An 18,454-nucleotide genomic window follows, 5' to 3' on the forward strand; every position below is an offset into this window, starting at 1 on the left:
TAGCAGGCGACGGAGAATAGGAGGGCTGTCTGTCGGCGCTCTTTTGAGACGGTGTCAGCCACACTCGAAAGAGCAGGAGCAGGAGCAGGAGCAGCGTGAAAGAACAGGAACGGCGACGATTAACTCGCTAACCAGCCCTGCGCGAACAACATCGCGAGGAAGCTAATCAACATCGTGAGTCCCACGGAAGTCGTCACGACGCGGACCATCCCGCGGTTCGCCTCGATCGGCAACCGGGAGACGACCGCCTCCGTGCTGGTCCGAAGAATGTGCCCACCGTCGAGCGGGAACGCCGGAATGCAGTTGAAGAAGCCGAGCTGGACGTTGATCCACCCGGTCCAGAACAACAGGTTCGCGAGGACGAAGACCGTCCCGTCCCCCATCGCGGCGAGCGACCCCTGCACCTCGTAGAAGTTCTGCACACCGCCGGTAAAGCCAGCGAAGTTGAACGGGAGAATCCCGACGACACCGATCAACGGCAACAGGAGCGCGAGACCGATCTTCCCGAGGAACGTGTCAGTCACCGCCCCGTAGCTGCTCTCGCCGCCCCCACCGAGGACGGCGAGGTACTCCTCAGCCGGGTAGAGCTGCACGCCGAGATCGTTCAACTCGAGTCCGGACGTTCCCGGCGCACCCCGGATTCCCAGGAACGCGCTGCCGGGCTGTTGTGGGTGCTCGCCGAGGGTGACTGCCGCCTCATCGCGGTCGCCGTCGGCGTAGCTCACGATAGACAGTTCGTCTCCGGGGTCGGCGTCTGCGAGCTGGGACTCGAGTGCGGCGTAATCGTGGACGCGCTCGTCGCCGATGGCGGTGATGATGACGACGGTACCGGCCTGGCCGGTTGCGTCGTCGAGCGGTTCGCCGTCGGCGACCTCGACGGCTGCACCGATCGGGACCTCGGTGTCGGTTTGCTCACTGTCGTCCGCCGGCTGGACGGTGAGCGACGCGGTGTGGTCGTCACCGACGGCGTCGATGAAGGCCTGTTCCGTGCCGACATCGGTGCCGTCGACGGCGACGATTCGGTCGCCGGTCGAGAGGTCGACTGGACCGCCGTCGATTGCGGCGGTGACGAGCAGTGAGCGATCGACTGTGGTCGTCCGTTCGCCGTCGAGTTCGACGGTGACCTCGTCGCTATCGGGGTCGAGAGACGCCAGGAGGTCGTCGTTGTCTTCCACTGCTTCGCCGTCGATGGCGGTGATGCGGTCGTTTGGCTCGATACCGGCGTCTTCGGCGGGTGAACCCGGGGCGACGCCGCCGACGGCGGCACCGGGAGCGACGGCGATCGCGCCCGCGATCGGGCCGAAGAGGAGCGCGAAGGCGATGATCGTGACGGCGAAGTTGTTCGTCACGCCAGCGGCGAACATCCGCGTCTGGCCGCCGCGGGAGGCGTCCTTGCTGCTCTCCTGGTCGGGTTCGACGAACGCGCCGAAGGGGATGATCGCGAGCATCGCGATTCCCATCGAGTTGATGTCGATGTCCTCGACGCGACAGAGCAGTCCGTGGCCGCCCTCGTGGACGACGAGACCGACGAGAAGGCCGACGACGATCCCCGGCGTCGCAGAGAGCGGCAGGAAGTCGTTGACGCCCGGGATAACGAGAACGTTCCGTGGCTGCTGGACGCCGCCGGTGGGCTGTGGCGTCGTCAGCGCGGCGATCGCCGCGAGCAACAGGAAGACGAACATCGTCGCCATGACGACGACGGCGATTCCGATCCCGATATTCGCCCACGCCCGCCAGAACCGTTTCGGCCCGGAGAGCCAGTCCAGAAAGTCGCGACCGCGTTTCGTATGGAAGGTGAGAATTGGACCCTGAGCCCCGACAAATTCGGGCAGGAGGTCCAGCTTCCGAAGTGCGATAATCCCGGCCCAGTAGAGCAGGAGACCCACGACGACCCACGTGAGCAGCTCCGACCCGAAGAGTTCGGGAACCGAGACGACAGCTGGCGTGCCGTAATCCATCGACAGTAATTCAGCGCGGTGTTCTCAAAGGGCTTTTGTCTGGCGTTGCCTCACCACAGCTGATAGTTTTCACCGCGCTTGTGAAGAATCGAGCTGCCAGATCGGGTCGGCTCGTACTCGGATACCGGCGAGCGCTGTTGAGAACCGGCGAGCGCCGCCTAGCGCTCCCGGCGAAGGCGCGCGACGACGAACTCCTGATCGACCTTCGCCAGGAAGGGGCCGAGCTTCGGTCCCTGTTCCTCGTCGAAGAACAGCCGGTAGCCCGCGCCGAAGAACTCGCCGGTGTCGATGTCGTTTCGCTTTGCCGTTTCGTAGATTTCGCCCTGGATCTCCTCTGGGTCGTGACCCGCCTCGATGAAGTCCGCGAGTTCGGCGAGGGCGTCCTCGATCTCGGCGTCGAACTCGTGGTCGGGGATTTCGGTGCGCTTGAGCTCGTAGTCGAACTCGTTCTCGGTTCGGCGCGCCCAGTTGCGAGCCCGCTCGACTCGCGCGAGCGCCTGTTCGACGGCCCACTCGGGCGCGTCGTCCGGAATGTGTCCCTCGCGGCGGGCGATCTCCTCGCGCAGGTCCGGATCGTCCGTCATGCCGAGCACCGCGGCGAAGGTGTAGGGCAGGCGGATCCGCTCCTCGCGAGGATCCTCTACGACGAGCGGGTAGACACGATCGGCGAAGTCCCGTTCGTCCTCGGTCGCCTCCTCGACCTCGCCGAAGTAGGTCGCCTCGAAGCGGTCGAACTCGTCGACCAACTGATCGAGGCGTTCGATGCTGAAGTCCCGCGCTCGCGAGGGATCCTTCGCGAAGAAGTACCGGAGGACCTCCGGCTCAAGCAGTTCGAGGACGTCCGAGACGAGAATTACGTTCCCTTCGGAGGAGGAGAACGGCTCGCCGTCTAAGGTGAACCACTCGTAGACCATCGGGACGGGCGGCTCGATGTCGAGGACGTTGCGAGCGACGTCGTCGCCGCTCGGCCAGGAGCCTTCGGCGTGGTCCTTGCCGAAGGGTTCGAAGTCGACGCCGAGGACGCCCCACTGGCCGGGCCACTCGAAGCGCCAGGGCATCTTACCCTCGCGGATGGTGGCGGTGCCCTCGTGGCCGCAGCCGTTGATGGTTTGGTCGCCGGCGTCCATATCGGTACAGCGGTAGTCGACGGTGGGGAGGTCGCTCTCTTCCGGCTCCAGCGTGACACCCGTCACCGTCTCCGTAACCTTGCCACACTCCTCGCAGATCGGGTTGAACGGGATGTACTCCTCGTCGACCTTGTCCTGATACTCGGAGAGCACTTCCCGTGCGCGATCGCGATTCGCCAGCGCGTGTCGGGTGACCTCGTCGAACTCGCCGTCCGTGTAGAGTTCGGTCGTCGAGACCATGTCGATCGGCACGTCGACGGCATCGGCGCTGTCCTGGATGATCGTCGAGAAGTGGTCGCCGTAGGAGTCACAGCAGCCGAAGGGGTCCGGAATGTCGGTGTACGGGTGGCCGAGGTTGCGTCCGAGCGCGCCCGCGTCGACATCACCGAGGTCGACGAGGTTTCCATCCAGATCACAGAGCGTGCGCGGAAGCTTTCGCAGCGGGTCGCGGTCGTCGGCGGTGAAGACCTGCCGAACGTCGTGCCCCCGCTCGCGCAGGACTTCAGCGACGAAGTAGCCCCGAAGGATCTCGTTGACGTTGCCGAGGTGGGGAACGCCAGAGGGCGAGATGCCGCCCTTGATGACGATTTCAGGGTCGTCCTCGCCGGAATCGGCGTCTGAATCGGAATTGGAATCTGACTGCTGCTCGCTGACACGCGCTTCGACCTGGTCCGCGACGGTGTCTGCCCAGAAGGCGTGGCGCGTCTCGTCGTCGTCCTGCTGGAGGGTGTACGGACTGCGCCCCTCCTCAGTGTCGAGTTCGTCCTCACTCATCGTCGTCCTGTGCCCAGTAGGTTGGTTCCTCGCCCGCACCCTCCGGAATCACGTCCGTCCCGTCGTGCTCGCCGTAGCGAACCGCCTTCGCGATCCGGTCCGGATCCGTCCCGTCGAGAACGATCGTGCGCATGCCAGAGCGCTCGATAATCTTCGCCGCGAGCAGGTCAACCGGTGCCGATGCACCGGCGTTCATCTCGAGTCCGGCGATGACGCCGACGAGTTCGTCCGCGCGAAGGTCGTCGTACTTCGTCGCGTCGTCGTCCTCGTTCGGATCGTCGCTGTAGACGCCAGGGACGCTGGTCGCGTAAACGAGCAAGTCCGCGTCGATGTACTCCGCGAGCGCGGCACCGACGGCGTCAGTCGTCTGTGCCGGTGCAACGCCGCCCATAACGGAGACGTCGCCACGCCGGAGCGCCTCGCCGGCCTCGTCGTAGTCCTCCGCGGGCGCGGTGACGGCATCCTCACCGAGCGCGGCGATGAGCAGCCGCGCGTTGAGCCGCGTCACGTCGATACCTAGCTGGTCCAGTTCGATCTCGTTTGCCCCAAGTCCGCGAGCGGCACCGATGTACTCGCGTGCGACACCGCCGCCCCCGACGACGGTTCCGACGCGACAGCCGTCCGCGACGAGGTCCTCGACGACGGCCGCGTGTTCGGCCACCCGGTCGGTCCCGAGTTCCGGGACGAGCACGCTGCCGCCAATAGAAACGACCACTTTCATGCTAACCCGGTGTAACCGGGTTGCTATCTTAAGGGTTGCCAACTCCGTGGCGACCGTGCGGTGCCAGCACCGCGAACGCGTCGGTATTCCGACGGTTTCCGCCCCGCCAGCGCCGACTGCGCTCCGGACCCGCCGGAAGTCGCCACGGCGACAGCTACAAAGTCTGACCGGACCATACGTCGACCATGCACGTACTCGGGATTCTCGGTCGCGACGCCGACGAGGCGACGCTCGACGCCGTCGTCGATCGAGCCGTCGACGAACTCGCACAGGACGGCCGTGTCGGCGTCATCCGCTACGACGCGACGATCGCGGACGGCACCCACGAAGCACTCACCATTGGCGGCGATGTCACCTACGGCCTCGGTGCTGACGGCGACTGGACCGCAACCGGCACCGGCCTCTCCGTGCAGGACGCCATCGACCAACTCGCGACCACCTGCGACTACGGCGTCGTCGTCGGCGTTCCGTCGCTCCAGCGGCGGTATCCAACGCTCATCGTTGGCGGTGACGTGGACACAGACAGCGCTGCGAGCGACGACAGGGCACGCAGCCTCGACCACACCCAAAACACTCTCGCAACCATCGACTCCCCTACCGACCTCGACACGCTCGCGCTCACCGGCGCATTCGAGTCCACCGAGCCACACCGGACGCTCGAGTCCCTCGTCAGCGAGGTCAAGCACTCACCCCAAGCGCCTCGCGCCGGCGCGATCGCGACGTTTACGGGACGCGTCCGGCAGAAGGACGCCGAAGACGACACGCCGACGGAGTACCTCGAGTTCGAGAAGTACGAGGGCGTAGCGGACGAGCGCATGGCTGCACTCGAGTCGGAACTCGAGGCGCGCGAGGGTGTGTTCGCGGTCGAACTGTACCATCGAACGGGTGTCGTCGAAGATGGCGAGGATATCGTGTTCGTCGTCGTGCTCGCGGGACACCGCGAGGAGGCGTTTCGAACGGTCGAGGACGGGATCAACCGGTTGAAAGACGAAGTACCGCTGTTCAAGAAGGAAGTGACGATCGAAGACGAGTTCTGGGTGCACGAGCAGTCGTAACCACATCGTGAGTAGTGGTGTCGTGTGCCACACACAGCAGCGAATTGAGTTCAGTCGGTGGTAGAATAGCGTTCTAAACTATCAACTATCGTGACTGTTTTGGCAAGTCACCCCGGACAGAGATAACACGTTAGCTGCCGTTCTAAAATTTCTAATCGACTCTCAGGGCGTCTCTGTCCAGGTCGATGAACCGCGATAAAACGTTACAGCGGGGGGTGATGGCTGAACGCAATCGAAATTTCGCTAACCATCCACCCTTTATAACATGTTACCGGAAATAGTGGTTTCTGTCGATGAGCACGACAGCACACCCCTCCACGGAAAGCAAAGAACACCGCCTGAAGCGATACCTTCGCGAGCGCGCCGAAGACGGCGAGCTCTACTTCAAAGGGAAGTTCATCGCCGACGATGTCGGCATGTCCCCGAAGGAGATCGGCGCGCTCATGGTCAAGCTCTCGGACTCGGCGAACGACCTCGAGATCGAAAAGTGGTCCTACACGAGCGCGACCACGTGGCGCGTCGAACCTGCCTAAGTCGATCCCCGTCGACACAGCGGCCATCCAGTAGCGGATCGAGACGGGCTCGCTCGGAGTTCGGTCCCCGCCTCCGACGTATCCCCCCGCTTCACACCCGTCTGCCGTGACTCTCACGGCTCGATTCCGCCACTGGATAGCCAGATCGGGTAGCCACACCCGTTTGGGCTGCAGACACCCCACAGACACACCATCAATCCGTCGCGTGCCACTCCGACAGACGCACCCCAGACGCGAGCCAGATCGGGTCCGACGACCCAGGTCCGGGCTCCCGTCATTATTCTCGATTCTCGCGTGTAGCGCGTCCGAATACGAGTACAGCGACCATGTCCCAGAGAGCACCAGCGTCAACGTCCGCTCTAACGACCATGTCACGTCCAACACCAACACACGGTCACCGTCGAAGATGGGACACGGCTAACAGGAACTGACCAACTGCAGTCGATTTATACGAACCCATGATGAATCACTGGTGATGGACGACCGCGCTTCGTCCGAGCCAAACTCCGGCCCTGACCCAACGCGCCAGGCGACCACCGCCACCGAGCAGACTGTCGACGGTCCTCCGATCGAGCGGATCGACTCCGCCTTCGCGGTCTACGACGTTCACGTCGACGGCGAGCAACTGGTATACTACGGCGACCCTCGCAAACCGCCTGAAGAGCTGCTTCAGGATCTGTGGCCTGTCTTCCGCTCACACGGCTACGAACCGCGCTTTTCGACGCGCTACGGCGAGTACGTGCTCGTTGCCGAGCCGACGAGCGTCGGCATCGACGGCATCCCGTGGACGAACATCCTGTTACTGCTCGCAACCGTCGTCTCGACCCTCTTCGCCGGCTCGATGTGGTACCACATCGACCCCATCTCGAATCCCACAGAGATGTGGCGCGCCTGGCCGTTCACCGTCGCGATTCTGGGCGTCCTCGGCGTTCACGAAATGGGCCACTACGTGATGAGCCGCTACCACGAGGTCGACGCCTCGCTGCCGTACTTCATCCCCGTTCCGACACTCATCGGGACCATGGGCGCGGTCATCAAAATGAAAGGCCGAATGCCCGACCGCAAGGCGCTGTTCGACATCGGCGTCGCCGGCCCGCTCGCCGGCCTGATCGCCACCATCGGTGTCACCATCGTCGGTCTCCACCTCCCGCCGACGGTCGCCCCCGATAGCGTCGTCCAGGATCCCAACGCGATCCAGATCCAGCTCGGCTACCCGCCGCTACTCGAGTTACTCGCCGCTGCCTTCGACCAGCCGTTGTACCGCGACGATCCGGCGATGGCGGTGAACCCGGTGGTTATCGGGGGCTGGGTCGGGATGTTCGTCACGTTCCTGAACCTGATTCCGGTGGGCCAACTCGACGGCGGGCACATTTTGCGCGCGATGACCGGCCGGTTCCAGGAGACGATCGCAGCGCTGGTTCCGGGCGTCCTGTTCGGCCTCGCGGCGTACCTCTACTACGTCAGCGGCTACAGCGGGAACTCGGTGCTCATCTGGGCCGTCTGGGGGCTGTTTACGGCGGTTCTGGCCTCCGTCGGGCCGGCCCATCCCGTGCGTGACGATTCGCTGGGGACCGGCCGATTCGTACTCGGCCTCATTACGTTCGTCCTCGGCGTGCTCTGTTTCATGCCGGTTCCGATCGAGATCATCGAGTGAGGCGGCTGCTGTGGGCACTGTGTGGCAGTAGAAACGCAGTGTTCTATTATCTACTCCAGAACTAGCCGGAGCCGTGCGTAAAGCCCCGATCCGGCATCTCCTCTCCGTCCATCGTGATTCCGTCCTCGCGCGGAACCACCGACCCAAGCACCGAAATCGGTACCGGCACCGCCTCGCGAACCGCCGCTACCATCCCCTCTGGAATCGTCGCAACGAGTTCGAAGTCCTCACCGAACGTGGTCGCCCGCTCCAGCGCTTCGTCGTCAGTGTCGGTGACCTCGCGCAGCGACTCCGCGATCGGAACGCAGGACGCGTCGACTGTGAACCCGCAACCGCTCGCCTCTCCCAGTTGGTGTAGCGAGCGCGCGAGCCCGTCACTCGAGTCCATCATCGCTGTGGCGTGGGGTGCCAGCGCGCGCCCGGCGTCGATTCGCGGCTCGAACTGGAACAGTTCGTTCGCGCGTTCGGTGTTGTTCCCGTCTTCGCCTTCTTTTTCATCTTCATCTCGGGCGAGAGCGAAGTACTCGAGTGCGGCGGCGCTGCGGCCGAGGGTGCCGGTGACACAGAGGCGGTCGCCCGGGTTCGCGCCGCTTCGCGGGACTGGCTGCTCTTCACACCGGCCGATCGCGGTCGTCGTCACCGTAAACTCGTCGTGGCCGTCGAGGTCGCCGCCGACGTAGTCGGCACCGACGAGGTTACAGACGTCGCGCGCGCCGCGAACGAAATCGAGGAGGTCCTCCCCGTCGAACTCGGGAGCAGCGTAGGCGGCGACCGCGGCAACCGCCTCAGCGCCCATCGCAGCCACGTCCGAGAGCGACGCTCCGACGGCGCGCCAGCCGGCCGTGTAGCGGGTCGTCCCCGCCGGAAAGTCCGTCGTCTCGTGGAGCATGTCCGTCGTCACCACGAGGTCGTCGACCACGGCGGCGTCGTCGCCGGCGTACTCGAGTTCGTCCGCGAGTAGCGCCAGGGCGGCGCGTTCGTCCATACGCCTCGTTTCGACTCGAGTGCGAAAAACCGTCCGGGTTCCGGGTCCACGCTCGGATCGGATACGATGGTCTTAAATGCCGCGACAGGGAACCAAACGGCAATGGCTACGATGTATGACGTTCCGGCGGACGACCTCATCGAGGCGCTCGCCGAGGACCTCGCGGACCGACTCGACGAACCGGACTGGGGAGAGTTTGCAAAGAGCGGCGTCGACCGAGAGCTGCCACCAGAACAGGAAGACTTCTGGGCAACCCGCGCTGCAAGTCTCCTGCGCAAGGTCGCAGACCGCGGCCCTGTCGGTGTCGAGCGACTCTCGACCGAGTACGGCGGCGGCAAGAACGGCTCGAACCGCTACCAGGTCGCACCGGACAAGCGCGTCGACGGCTCGAAGAACCTGATCCGAACGATTCTCCAGCAGCTCGAAGAGGAGGACCTCGTCGAGACCGCAGAGGGTGAGGGTCGCCGAATCACCGCCGAGGGCCGCAGCCTGCTCGACGACACTGCCGGCTCCGTTCTCGAAGACCTCGACCGTCCGGAACTCGAGCGCTACGCGTAAGTACGGGTTTGCGCTGATCGAGATTTTTCACGTCCAGTGTTGGAGCGCCAGCCGTCGCTTCCGAATTGTGGCTGTTGCGTTCCGCTAGACGCGAGCAGAGAGGACGGCGAACCCCCTTCCTGGACCAACTCCCACGCAAACGCCGCGCCAGCGGCCGCGTCCGAAATCATTTTCCACCTTGCAGGACAAGCTGTTGGTATAGCTATGAGCGGCTCACCAGACGAGGAGAAACTCGAGGAGCTTCGCCAGAAAAAGATGGAACAGCTCCAGGACCGCGCCGACTCCCAACAGGGGGGCGAAGAGCAGGAGGCAGCCCGCCAGCAGGCTGAAGCCCAGAAGAAGGCCGTCCTGCGCCAGCATCTGACCGACGACGCCCGCAAGCGACTCAACACGGTCAAGATGAGCAAACCCCAGTTCGGCGAACAGGTCGAACGTCAGGTCATCAGTCTCGCCCGCAGCGGCCGCATTCAGGGCAAGATCGACGACCAGAAGATGAAACAACTCCTGCAGGAACTCAAACCCGACTCGAAGAGTTTCGACATCCAGCGCCGCTAACCGTCGACCTGGAATGGATCTCGGACTGCTTTACAGCGGAGGGAAAGACTCGACGCTCGCCGCGCTTCTCCTCGACGAGTTCTACGACGTCACCCTCACCACGGCATACTTCGGAATCAGCGACGACTGGAAACACGCCCGCGAAACCGCCCACGCAACCGGCTTCGAGTTCGAGCGCCTCGAACTCGACCCCGATGTCGCGCACGAGGCCGTCGACCGGATTCGGGAGGACGGCTTCCCGCGCAACGGTATCCAGCACGTTCACCAGCACGCACTCGAGGCGCTCGCCGCAGGCGAGTTCGATGCAATCGCGGACGGAACCCGACGCGACGACCGCGTCCCAACTGTTTCGCGCGCACAGGCCCAGAGCCTCGAGGACCGCCACGGCGTCGACTATATCGCGCCGCTGTCGGGCTTCGGCCGGACGGCCGTCGATCGACTCGTGGAGGATCGCCTCGACGTGACGGTGGGTCCGAGCGAGGAGATCGACCGCGCCGACTACGAGGCAGAACTTCGGGAACTCATCGCCGAGGAGGACGGCCCGGCGGCGGTTACGGACGTGTTTCCGGATCACGAACAGACGTACGTGACTGATTTGCGGTAGCCCGTACCCGAGTACACCCCCCACAATGGAACTCGCAAATCGAACGCTCCGTGATCGAGTCGTGCAGGCGCTCGTCGTCGGACTCGTCCTGCTGGCGTTTCAGTACTACCGCGGCTCGATCGACGTCGGATACGTTCTGTGGGTGTCTGTTCTGGTCGCGCTCATCGTGCTCGCTCTCGATTTCGCGAAACAGCGCGTGAGCGGATGAGGTGCGGAGTACGACGGACAAGAATAGCAGTTGCAGAGCGAGGGCACCGACCACAGTTCGGACCGGTATCGAGTGCCGACGACGAGCGCAGAACCGTCCAGAAACGAAAGGATAGAAGTCCGCCCTCGGCGAACCACCAGTCATGTACGACCGGATCAAGGGCTTTCGTGACTTCTATCCCGGTGAGATGGCCGCCAGACGGGCGACCATCGACACGCTGGAGGACACCGCCCGCGGCTACGGCTTCCGCGAGATCGGGACGCCCGCACTCGAGCGCGCCGAGATGTGGACCGACAAGAGCGGCGACGACATCGTCGATGAACTCTACGCCTTCGAGGACCAGGGCGGCCGCCACGTTACCCTGACGCCCGAACTGACGCCGACCGTCGCGCGGATGGTCGTCGCCAAGCAACAGGAACTCTCGAAACCCATCAAGTGGTTCTCGACGCGCCCATTCTGGCGCTACGAGCAGGTCCAGCAGGGCCGCCAGCGCGAATTTTACCAGACCAACGTCGACATCTTCGGCTCCTCGGAACCCGAAGCCGACGCCGAGATTCTCGCCTGGGCCGCAGACGCGATGACCAACCTCGGACTCACCGGCGAGCACTTCGAGTTCCGCATCTCCCACCGCGATATTCTGGGCGGCGTTCTGGAGAGCTACGACGCCGACGTCGACACCGAGGACGCGATTCGCGCGGTCGACAAGTCGGACAAACTCTCGACCGTGGAGTACCACGACCTGCTGATCGGTGCGGGACTCACGGCCGATCAGGCCGTCGAATTCGACGACCTCATCGCCGGCGGCGACTTAGAGGAAGTCCGAGAGTTCGCGAACACCGAGCGCGTCGATGCCGCGGTCGACAACCTCCAGAACGTTCTCGCGGCCGCCGACGACTTCGGGGCGCGCGAGTTCTGTACGATCTCACTCGAGACGGCCCGCGGACTGGACTACTACACGGGCGTCGTCTTCGAGTGTTTCGACTCCGCGGGCGAGGTCTCGCGGTCGATCTTCGGCGGCGGGCGTTACGACGACCTCATCGAGAGCTTCGGTGGCCAGCCGACGCCCGCGGTCGGCGTCGCACCGGGACACGCGACGCTGCCGCTGCTTCTCCAGCGCGCGGGCGTTTGGCCCGCAGAAGAGGTTACGACGGACTACTACGTCCTCCAGATCGGCGACACCCGAACGGAAGCGGCCCGAATCGCGCGCGACCTGCGCGAGCGTGGCCACGTCGTCGAGACGGACGTCGCCGGCCGCTCGTTCGGCTCGCAGCTGAACTACGCGGACTCGATCAACGCCGAGACGGTCGTCATCGCGGGCGAGCAGGATCTCGCAAACGACGAGGTGACGATCAAAGATATGGCGTCGGGAGACCAGTTGCAGGTCCCAGTCGAGTCGTTCCCCGGCGAGCACGAGCGGCCGACGCTCGCTGACTTCGAATAGGGAGTCCAGTTCCAGGAGCGGCACAGCCGAGTTTCTGTGTGCAGCGGGTTGGCGGGCGAGTACGGGAGGATCGCTAGCAGTCCACCTGCCAGACCACCGCAAAAGCAAGAGTTACGTACCCAATTTCCGAAGGCAGGAACAGTACCCAATGGTGCGCAACCAGTACGACGTGATCGTTGTCGGGGGCGGGATCGCGGGCTGTTTCGCGGCAGCAACTGCAGCCGCGGAGGGGATCGACGTGGTTCAGTTAGAGCGCAAACCCCGCGAGCAGGGCGGGTTCATCGCCTGTGGCGATGCGATCAAGAGCCCTCGCGATCCGAAGAATTACCCGGGGCCGATCGATATGGACGCGATCGCCGACGACGAGGCCGTCCTCGTCGACAACAACATCGACCAGATCGAGTACTGGGACGAAGAACTCGACGTACGGAAGGTCTTACCCTACGAGGACAGCAGCAACGTCGTCGACCGCTACGAGTTCGGCCAGCGCCTGCTCGAGCAGGCAGCCGACTGCGGCGTCGAGCAACACTACGACACGGTGGTCAACGAGGTAACCCAGAACGGACAGATCACCGGCGTCAAAGCGGTCCGGGACGGGGAGCCAGTCAGCTACGAGTGTGACGTGCTGATCGACGCTGCAGGCGCACAGTCGATCCTGCAGGACATGGTCAGCTTCGAGGACCTCGATACCCCCAGCGAGCCGACGTTCGAGGTGCCCCACTACACCCACTTCGGGTCGGCCTACCGCGAAATCATCGAGACCGAACAGCCCGTCGAGTACCACAACGCCATCGTCGGCAAGCCTCTAGAGGAGATGGGCTACATCTGGTACTTCCCGCGGACGCCAACCCAGATCAACGTCGGGCTGGGATTCCAGATGAACAAGGAGCCGATCCCGCTCGCCGACCGCCTGCGCCGCGATATCGAGCACCGCCACGAGTACCAGGGCGCAACCGTCGCAGAGCGATTCGGGAACACGAACAAACTCGGCGCGGCGATTGCCCTCCGCCGACCGCTCGACTCGATGGTCGCCCCCGGCTACCTGGCGACGGGCGGTGCAGCGGGGACGACCCACCCGATTACGGGCAAGGGCATCCGCGGTGCGGCCTACTCCGGCTACTCCGCCGGCCGTGCCGTCGCCCAGGCCATCGAGGACGGCGACACCTCGGAGGCCGGACTCTGGGAGCACAACCGCTGGCTCTACCGCGAGCACGGCGAGGCCGCAAAGCTCGCCTCGTGGGACGCGTACAACGTCGCCGCGAGCATGCTCGACGTAAACACCCTGCGGGCCGTCGCTGCACTCCTCCCCGAGGCCGAAATTCGAGAGATCGTCGGCACCTCCACGGAGGTTGACAGCCTCAAAAGCAAGTTCCTCGTCGGTACCGGGGTCCTGAAGAATTTCGTCTCCGAGTATCGCAAGGACTCCTTCGACACCCTCGGCGTGAGCAAACGCGACCTACTCGAGTCCATCCGTACCGTCAGGAAGACACGGAATCACGTCGCCAGGTACGAACAGCAGTACGAGGCCTATCCGACAGATCCGTCGACGTTCGACACGTGGCTCGCAGAACGGGACCGGATAGATCAGGCGTTCTACGACGATCTCGGGATTCCGCCGAGCGAGCAGAAGTACTGACTGCCCTGCGTCGGACAAGAATCGAATACGCAGACTGAGTTTCAGTCGGCAGTGATTGTTGCTCAGAAGAGCCGGCTGTGGCTACCCATCACCCGTCACCCGTTACTCGTCACCGATAGCGGTTACTCGAGTTCAGTCTGCGCTTCTGCATCGGTTGTCGGAGCGGTCTCGCGCTGTTGCTTGTCCCCCTCGTCGTGCGCGCTCTCGAGTTTGATCTTGGTCGCGTTGCTCGCGTCGTCCGACCCACCGGCGGCCGAAATCGGCTCGACCAGATCGCCACGTTCGATCGGCGAATGGCCGGTGTCGACGTGGTGGTCGATCATCGCGAGATCGAGGTCGGTCGTCTCCTCTGCCGTGACGGTGTGCGTCCACTCACACTCCCCACAGTATGCGGTTGGCACGAGTGAGGACTGGAACTGCGTTCTAATGAGGGTGCGGGTTCATACGCAGCGCGTTTAAGATGGGGACCCCGTTCGTCCTTCGGTGGCCCCAGCGGCCCCCGGCGGTCCTCGGCGGGTGCCGGTGGGCACCGGTGGGTGCCGGCGAAAGGCAAGTCTCACAGTTAACTGTCCCAGCGATGTAGCACCCGCGATGGTCGACGCCGACACCCGGCCGAACGTCCTGCTCGTGCTCACGGACCAGGAGCGCTACGACTGCAGCGCCCTCGATGGGCCGGTCGCCGACACGGTCGAAACGGAGACGATAGACCACCTCTCGGCGACCGGCACGCACTTCGAGCGCGCGTTCACCCCGATCAGTATCTGCTCAAGCGCCCGCGCGTCGCTGCTGACCGGCCGGTTCCCCCACGGCCACGGCATGCTGAACAACTGCCACGAGGACGACGCCCTCCAGCCCAACCTGCCGCCCGGAATCCCGACGTTCTCGGAGAAACTCGACGATGCCGGCTACCACCTGACCTACACCGGGAAGTGGCACGTCGGCCGCGATCAAACCCCCGAGAACTTCGGCTTCTCCTATCTCGGCGGCAGCGACACACACCACGACGACATCGACGACGCGTTCCGCGAGTACCGCGCCGAACGCGGGACGCCCGTCGGTGAGGCTGATCTCGAAGACATCATCTATACCGGCACCGATCCCCGAGACGACAGCAGCGGGACGTTCGTCGCCGCCACGACCTCGGTCGATGTCGAAGAGACACGCGTCTGGTTCCTGGCCGAGCGAACGATCGACGCGATCGAAGCACACGCGAACGGTGACCGTGACGACCCCTTCTTCCACCGAGCGGACTTCTACGGCCCGCACCATCCCTACGTCGTCCCCGAACCCTACGCCTCGATGTACGACCCCGAGAACGTCGATCTCCCCGGGAGCTACGCCGAAACCGACGCCGGAAAGCCGCAGGTCCACGCGAACTACCGCTCCTACCGCGGCGTCGAGCAGTTCGACCGAGAGATCTGGACGGAAGCCATCGCCAAGTACTGGGGTTTCGTCACCCTGATCGACGACCAACTTGGTCGGATTCTGGATGTACTCGAGTCCACCGGCCTCACGGACGAGACGGTGGTCGTCCATGCCTCGGATCATGGCGACTTCGCTGGAGGGCACCGTCAGTTCAACAAGGGGCCGCTGATGTACGACGATACGTATCACATCCCGCTGCAGGTGCGCTGGCCGGGCGTTACGGAGCCGGGATCGGTGTGCAAGGAGCCGGTGCACCTTCACGATCTGGCGGCGACGTTTCTCGAGATGGGCGGCGTGGCGATCCCTCAGAGTTTTGCTTCGCGCAGTCTCGTGCCGTTGCTGGAAGCTGCTGACGCGGAGGAAAGAATGGGAGAGGGTGAGGGAAAGGGAGAGGGTGAAAGTGAGGGGAAGCGAACTGCGTCGCCGACGTGGTCAGATTCAGTCTTCGCCCAGTACCACGGCGACGAATTCGGCCTCTACACTCAGCGGATGATCCGCACGGATCGGTACAAGTACGTCTACAACGCGCCGGACGTAGACGAGTTGTACGACCTCGAGGCAGATCCGGCGGAGTTGCAGAACCTGATCGACCACCCCGACTACGCCGCTGTTCGCCAAGACCTCCGAACGGAACTGATCAACTGGATGGAGGAGACCGACGATCCGAATCGAAAGTGGGTGCCGGACGTGCTGCGGGCGACCGAGGAGCCGTAACAGGGAGTACGCGATGGGACGCAGACCACCCAGACGGACACAGTGTCAGCCGCAGGACACGGAGTTTATACGCCGACCACGGCAATGTCCTCGTATGAGCGCGCCACTCCCGAATGGAACCGGAACTGGGATCAGAACCGGAACCAGAATGCGACGGGTGATGCGATGACCGCCGCCAGCGGCAACGGCGACGACATGACCCCCGAGGAGTACGAGGAACTCGCCATCGCACTCGAGGACCTGATCAAAGAACTGCGCGACGAGCCGATCAAGGACTCCCGACTCGAGGGACTGTTCGACGAGGCGACAACGAGCGATCCGCGCATCTGGAACACGGTGACGGCGTTCATCGATGTCGAAGACGGTGAGGCGGTCGTCACCGACGAGTCGAAGCTGGCACAGGGGAAGTGGGCCCCGGAGATCGTCGCGGGCTGTGATACGATGGTGACGATCGACATCCAGCGCGGGCTGATGCCGGACGATTTCAAGTATCTCGTCGGCAAGAAACTGAGCGAGCAGGCTGAGGAGTTCAGAGAGCAGGCAGCAGACGAAAGCGAGAGTTCGGATTCACAGTAGTACCGGAGCACCGTCGGTGCAGCGCTGGCGTAGCGTCGGTGCAGCGCTGGCGTAGCGTCGGTATAGCGCTGACATCGCAGGAACAACACTGCAAACCGACCACGTACTCGAATTCTCGAATTCGAAGATTTGGCGATCCCCGGCTAGTCAGTGTGACGTTCCGAATTTTCAGTGTCACCCTCACTATAGCTTTTTCTGCAAGGCAACCGAAGCGAACCCATGCGCCTCTCCACGAAAGTACTCATCGTCGGGCTACTCCTGATCGTGATCCCGATTCCGGTCCTCCCGCCGTTTGTTGGGGCGATCATCGGTTTCGGCGTCCTGCTTCTGGGGCTGTTCCTCCGGTTCATGGACCTGTGAGGGCGGTTGGAAACGAACCGTGCTCAGGAAATTATTCGCTCGCGTTTGAACTGTCCGCCGGACTCACCGTCCACAGAATCGTCCGACCGCCACCGCCACGACCCCACCGCAAACGGCTCGAGTGAAACGATCACGTAGGAACGATCCGGCCAGGTCGCCGCCTCGACGTCCGTTTCGCTCGGTCGCGCCGGCCCGTTCGGATGCGAGTGATAGAACCCGACGATTTCCTCGCCCGCCGCCTCGAGTCGCTCGAAGCACTCGAGTTGCTCCTCGGGATCGATCCGGTAGCGCGTCCGCGGGGTGTCGGCGACGTTGGTCGCGGGGTAGGCGGAGGCGACCTGACTTCGGTCTGCGTCGAACGTGCCGCCGAGGATCCCACAGATTTCTTCGGGTGTGCCGGTGCGAGCGCGCTCGCAGAGCTGTGTTCGGATTTCGTCGGGGAGGACGAGCGTCGGGTCGTCCCCGTCGGTGGCTGCTTCGCTGAGAGGGCGAGCGTCGGTGTTCGACTCTCGGGTCACGACTCCACCTGTAGTGCTGCTCGATCCGTCTCGAGTGCGTCGAGCGGGACGACGAACTCGTCTGCTGGCGCTGGGTCGGACGAATCACCGAACAGTTCCGGCCGAATGACCGGTGCGAGCGCCTCCAGCGTGTCGACCAGTCGCGGCCCAGGGCGGTTCAGATAGTGGTTCCCGTCCATCGCCCAGACGCGGTCGTTCTGAACCGCAGTCAACTCGTCCCAGCCCTCGCGCTCGGAGAGGTCCCCGACGTTTGCTGCTGTCTGGTCCAGTCCGAAGCCACAGGGTGCCATGACGATGCACTCCGGATCGTACTCGCGTATTTCGTCCCACTCGCGCGGGCGGGAGCGCTCGCCGACGGCCGCCAGACCGTACTCGCCGCCAGCCCAGTCGACGAGTTCGGCGGTCCAGTGGCCGGCAACCATGACGGGGTCGGTCCAGTCGAAGATGGCGACTCGCGGGCGTTCCTGCGGGGTGCAGTCCCGGGTGCGCTCTCGAACGCGGTCGATCCGGGACTCGAGTTCGGCTCGCACCTCGGCGGCGCGTTCCTCGCGGCCCACGGCGCGGCCAATGCGCTCGAGATCCGAGAACACGTCCGCCATGCTGTGCGGGTCAGTTGTCAGCAGGTCGGGGTTGGCCGGGATGGACTCGAGTGCGTCCGCGATGGCGATGTCGTCGATGGCGCAGACGTCGCACATCCCCTGCGTGATGACGAGATTGGGGTCGAGAGCGGCGAGCGTGTCGGTGTCGATGTCGTAGACGCCGGTTCCGGTGGCGTCGCTCTCGTCGTTTCCAGCCGCGTCGAGCACCTGCTGGTCGATTTCGCCGCTGGAGCCGTCGGTGTCGATGCGTGACTGGGTTATCGACGGGACCGATTCGACCCGCGGCGGCCAGTCACACTCGTGGGAGACGCCGGCGGGCTCGAGTCCGAGCGCGACGACCAGTTCGGTCGCCGAGGGGAGCGTCGTGACGATTTGCATGGCTGGTCGTACACAGCGCGTGAGTAAAAACAGCGGCCCCGGTGAGCAGGATAGCAGTCTGTGTTCCGAGACCGT

The 18,454-nt window shown here is 64.1% G+C and carries 19 protein-coding genes; 12 read left to right on the forward strand and 7 right to left on the reverse strand.

Going from position 1 to position 18,454, the window contains the following annotated elements:
* Window positions 1-119: 119 nt before the first annotated feature.
* The 3 genes from BBD46_RS05805 to pyrH form a co-directional block, all read right to left on the reverse strand.
* Window positions 120-1,958 (reverse strand): site-2 protease family protein, encoded by a 1,839-nt coding sequence (locus BBD46_RS05805; RefSeq protein WP_071400789.1) that lies wholly within the window; start codon window positions 1,956-1,958, stop codon window positions 120-122.
* Between the two features lie 158 nt (window positions 1,959-2,116).
* A complete protein-coding gene (gene lysS / locus BBD46_RS05810; protein WP_071400790.1) occupies window positions 2,117-3,859 on the reverse strand; it encodes a lysine--tRNA ligase in 1,743 nt (580 codons plus the stop codon).
* A complete protein-coding gene (gene pyrH / locus BBD46_RS05815) occupies window positions 3,852-4,580 on the reverse strand; it encodes a UMP kinase (RefSeq protein ID WP_071400791.1) in 729 nt (242 codons plus the stop codon). The genes lysS and pyrH overlap by 8 nt, the downstream gene beginning before the upstream one ends.
* A gap of 185 nt (window positions 4,581-4,765) precedes the next feature.
* Here pyrH and BBD46_RS05820 point away from each other — a divergent pair, with 185 nt between their 5' ends.
* The 3 genes from BBD46_RS05820 (at window position 4,766) to BBD46_RS05830 (ending at window position 7,822) form a co-directional block, all read left to right on the forward strand.
* A complete protein-coding gene (locus BBD46_RS05820; RefSeq protein ID WP_071400792.1) occupies window positions 4,766-5,635 on the forward strand; it encodes a molybdopterin synthase in 870 nt (289 codons plus the stop codon).
* 293 nt (window positions 5,636-5,928) lie between these two features.
* Window positions 5,929-6,168 (forward strand): DUF7123 family protein, encoded by a 240-nt coding sequence (locus BBD46_RS05825; RefSeq protein ID WP_071400793.1) that lies wholly within the window; start codon window positions 5,929-5,931, stop codon window positions 6,166-6,168.
* Between the two features lie 475 nt (window positions 6,169-6,643).
* Entirely contained in the window at window positions 6,644-7,822 is a 1,179-nt protein-coding gene (locus BBD46_RS05830) for a site-2 protease family protein (protein WP_071400794.1), read from the forward strand.
* 61 nt (window positions 7,823-7,883) lie between these two features.
* Here the strand turns inward: BBD46_RS05830 and thiL are convergent, their stop codons facing one another.
* The gene (gene thiL, locus BBD46_RS05835; protein ID WP_071400795.1) at window positions 7,884-8,807 is read right to left on the reverse strand and encodes a thiamine-phosphate kinase; all 924 of its coding nucleotides are present in this window, start codon (window positions 8,805-8,807) and stop codon (window positions 7,884-7,886) included.
* Window positions 8,808-8,909: 102 nt separating this feature from the next.
* Between thiL and BBD46_RS05840 the strand changes: the two genes are divergently transcribed.
* The 6 genes from BBD46_RS05840 (at window position 8,910) to BBD46_RS05865 (ending at window position 13,809) form a co-directional block, all read left to right on the forward strand.
* Window positions 8,910-9,365, forward strand: a complete 456-nt coding sequence (locus BBD46_RS05840; RefSeq protein WP_071400796.1) for a 30S ribosomal protein S19e — start codon at window positions 8,910-8,912, stop codon at window positions 9,363-9,365.
* Between the two features lie 204 nt (window positions 9,366-9,569).
* Window positions 9,570-9,920: a DNA-binding protein gene (locus BBD46_RS05845; protein WP_006166608.1), complete on the forward strand. Its 351-nt coding sequence runs from the start codon at window positions 9,570-9,572 to the stop codon at window positions 9,918-9,920.
* Window positions 9,921-9,933: 13 nt separating this feature from the next.
* Window positions 9,934-10,524 carry a DUF7411 family protein gene (locus BBD46_RS05850; protein WP_071400797.1) on the forward strand — a complete coding sequence of 197 codons (591 nt, stop codon included), beginning with the start codon at window positions 9,934-9,936 and terminating at the stop codon, window positions 10,522-10,524.
* Window positions 10,525-10,549: 25 nt separating this feature from the next.
* Window positions 10,550-10,732: a hypothetical protein gene (locus tag BBD46_RS23090; protein WP_071400798.1), complete on the forward strand. Its 183-nt coding sequence runs from the start codon at window positions 10,550-10,552 to the stop codon at window positions 10,730-10,732.
* 142 nt (window positions 10,733-10,874) lie between these two features.
* Window positions 10,875-12,173 carry a histidine--tRNA ligase gene (gene hisS, locus BBD46_RS05860; RefSeq protein WP_071400799.1) on the forward strand — a complete coding sequence of 433 codons (1,299 nt, stop codon included), beginning with the start codon at window positions 10,875-10,877 and terminating at the stop codon, window positions 12,171-12,173.
* Between the two features lie 148 nt (window positions 12,174-12,321).
* A complete protein-coding gene (locus tag BBD46_RS05865; protein WP_071400800.1) occupies window positions 12,322-13,809 on the forward strand; it encodes a geranylgeranyl reductase family protein in 1,488 nt (495 codons plus the stop codon).
* A gap of 122 nt (window positions 13,810-13,931) precedes the next feature.
* Here BBD46_RS05865 and BBD46_RS05870 read toward each other — a convergent pair whose 3' ends face one another.
* A complete protein-coding gene (locus BBD46_RS05870; protein ID WP_071400801.1) occupies window positions 13,932-14,210 on the reverse strand; it encodes a hypothetical protein in 279 nt (92 codons plus the stop codon).
* Window positions 14,211-14,400: 190 nt separating this feature from the next.
* On the opposite strand from BBD46_RS05870, the gene BBD46_RS05875 reads away from it, so the two are divergent.
* From BBD46_RS05875 to BBD46_RS22560, 3 genes are all read left to right on the forward strand, one after another.
* The gene (locus BBD46_RS05875) at window positions 14,401-15,948 is read left to right on the forward strand and encodes a sulfatase-like hydrolase/transferase (RefSeq protein ID WP_071400802.1); all 1,548 of its coding nucleotides are present in this window, start codon (window positions 14,401-14,403) and stop codon (window positions 15,946-15,948) included.
* 165 nt (window positions 15,949-16,113) lie between these two features.
* Window positions 16,114-16,524, forward strand: coding sequence for a hypothetical protein (locus BBD46_RS05880; protein WP_253184507.1), 411 nt, complete (start codon window positions 16,114-16,116; stop codon window positions 16,522-16,524).
* Window positions 16,525-16,743: 219 nt separating this feature from the next.
* Window positions 16,744-16,884, forward strand: coding sequence for a hypothetical protein (locus BBD46_RS22560; protein WP_004217371.1), 141 nt, complete (start codon window positions 16,744-16,746; stop codon window positions 16,882-16,884).
* Between the two features lie 23 nt (window positions 16,885-16,907).
* Here the strand turns inward: BBD46_RS22560 and BBD46_RS05885 are convergent, their stop codons facing one another.
* Together BBD46_RS05885 and BBD46_RS05890 are read right to left on the reverse strand one after the other, a co-directional pair.
* On the reverse strand, window positions 16,908-17,402 hold the full coding sequence (locus tag BBD46_RS05885) for a desampylase (RefSeq protein WP_071400804.1): 495 nt from the start codon (window positions 17,400-17,402) through the stop codon (window positions 16,908-16,910).
* On the reverse strand, window positions 17,399-18,379 hold the full coding sequence (locus BBD46_RS05890; protein ID WP_071400805.1) for an ABC transporter substrate-binding protein: 981 nt from the start codon (window positions 18,377-18,379) through the stop codon (window positions 17,399-17,401). Before BBD46_RS05890 ends, BBD46_RS05885 begins: the two co-directional genes overlap by 4 nt.
* Between the last annotated feature and the right edge of the window lie 75 nt (window positions 18,380-18,454).

Source organism: Natrialba sp. SSL1, assembly GCF_001861355.1.
Classification (GTDB): Archaea; Halobacteriota; Halobacteria; order Halobacteriales; family Natrialbaceae; genus Natrialba.

Bases quoted from the DNA above. Each gene is read 5' to 3' on its own strand.
- BBD46_RS05845 (WP_006166608.1), top strand. From the start codon at position 9,570: ATGAGCGGCTCACCAGACGAGGAGAAACTCGAGGAGCTTCGCCAGAAA.
- BBD46_RS05840 (WP_071400796.1), top strand. From the start codon at position 8,910: ATGGCTACGATGTATGACGTTCCGGCGGACGACCTCATCGAGGCGCTC.
- lysS (WP_071400790.1), bottom strand. From the start codon at position 3,859: ATGAGTGAGGACGAACTCGACACTGAGGAGGGGCGCAGTCCGTACACC.
- BBD46_RS22560 (WP_004217371.1), top strand. From the start codon at position 16,744: ATGCGCCTCTCCACGAAAGTACTCATCGTCGGGCTACTCCTGATCGTG.
- BBD46_RS05880 (WP_253184507.1), top strand. From the start codon at position 16,114: ATGACCGCCGCCAGCGGCAACGGCGACGACATGACCCCCGAGGAGTAC.
- BBD46_RS05820 (WP_071400792.1), top strand. From the start codon at position 4,766: ATGCACGTACTCGGGATTCTCGGTCGCGACGCCGACGAGGCGACGCTC.
- BBD46_RS05805 (WP_071400789.1), bottom strand. From the start codon at position 1,958: ATGGATTACGGCACGCCAGCTGTCGTCTCGGTTCCCGAACTCTTCGGG.
- thiL (WP_071400795.1), bottom strand. From the start codon at position 8,807: ATGGACGAACGCGCCGCCCTGGCGCTACTCGCGGACGAACTCGAGTAC.
- BBD46_RS23090 (WP_071400798.1), top strand. From the start codon at position 10,550: ATGGAACTCGCAAATCGAACGCTCCGTGATCGAGTCGTGCAGGCGCTC.
- BBD46_RS05830 (WP_071400794.1), top strand. From the start codon at position 6,644: ATGGACGACCGCGCTTCGTCCGAGCCAAACTCCGGCCCTGACCCAACG.
- BBD46_RS05865 (WP_071400800.1), top strand. From the start codon at position 12,322: ATGGTGCGCAACCAGTACGACGTGATCGTTGTCGGGGGCGGGATCGCG.
- BBD46_RS05890 (WP_071400805.1), bottom strand. From the start codon at position 18,379: ATGCAAATCGTCACGACGCTCCCCTCGGCGACCGAACTGGTCGTCGCG.
- BBD46_RS05875 (WP_071400802.1), top strand. From the start codon at position 14,401: ATGGTCGACGCCGACACCCGGCCGAACGTCCTGCTCGTGCTCACGGAC.
- BBD46_RS05850 (WP_071400797.1), top strand. From the start codon at position 9,934: ATGGATCTCGGACTGCTTTACAGCGGAGGGAAAGACTCGACGCTCGCC.
- BBD46_RS05825 (WP_071400793.1), top strand. From the start codon at position 5,929: ATGAGCACGACAGCACACCCCTCCACGGAAAGCAAAGAACACCGCCTG.
- hisS (WP_071400799.1), top strand. From the start codon at position 10,875: ATGTACGACCGGATCAAGGGCTTTCGTGACTTCTATCCCGGTGAGATG.
- pyrH (WP_071400791.1), bottom strand. From the start codon at position 4,580: ATGAAAGTGGTCGTTTCTATTGGCGGCAGCGTGCTCGTCCCGGAACTC.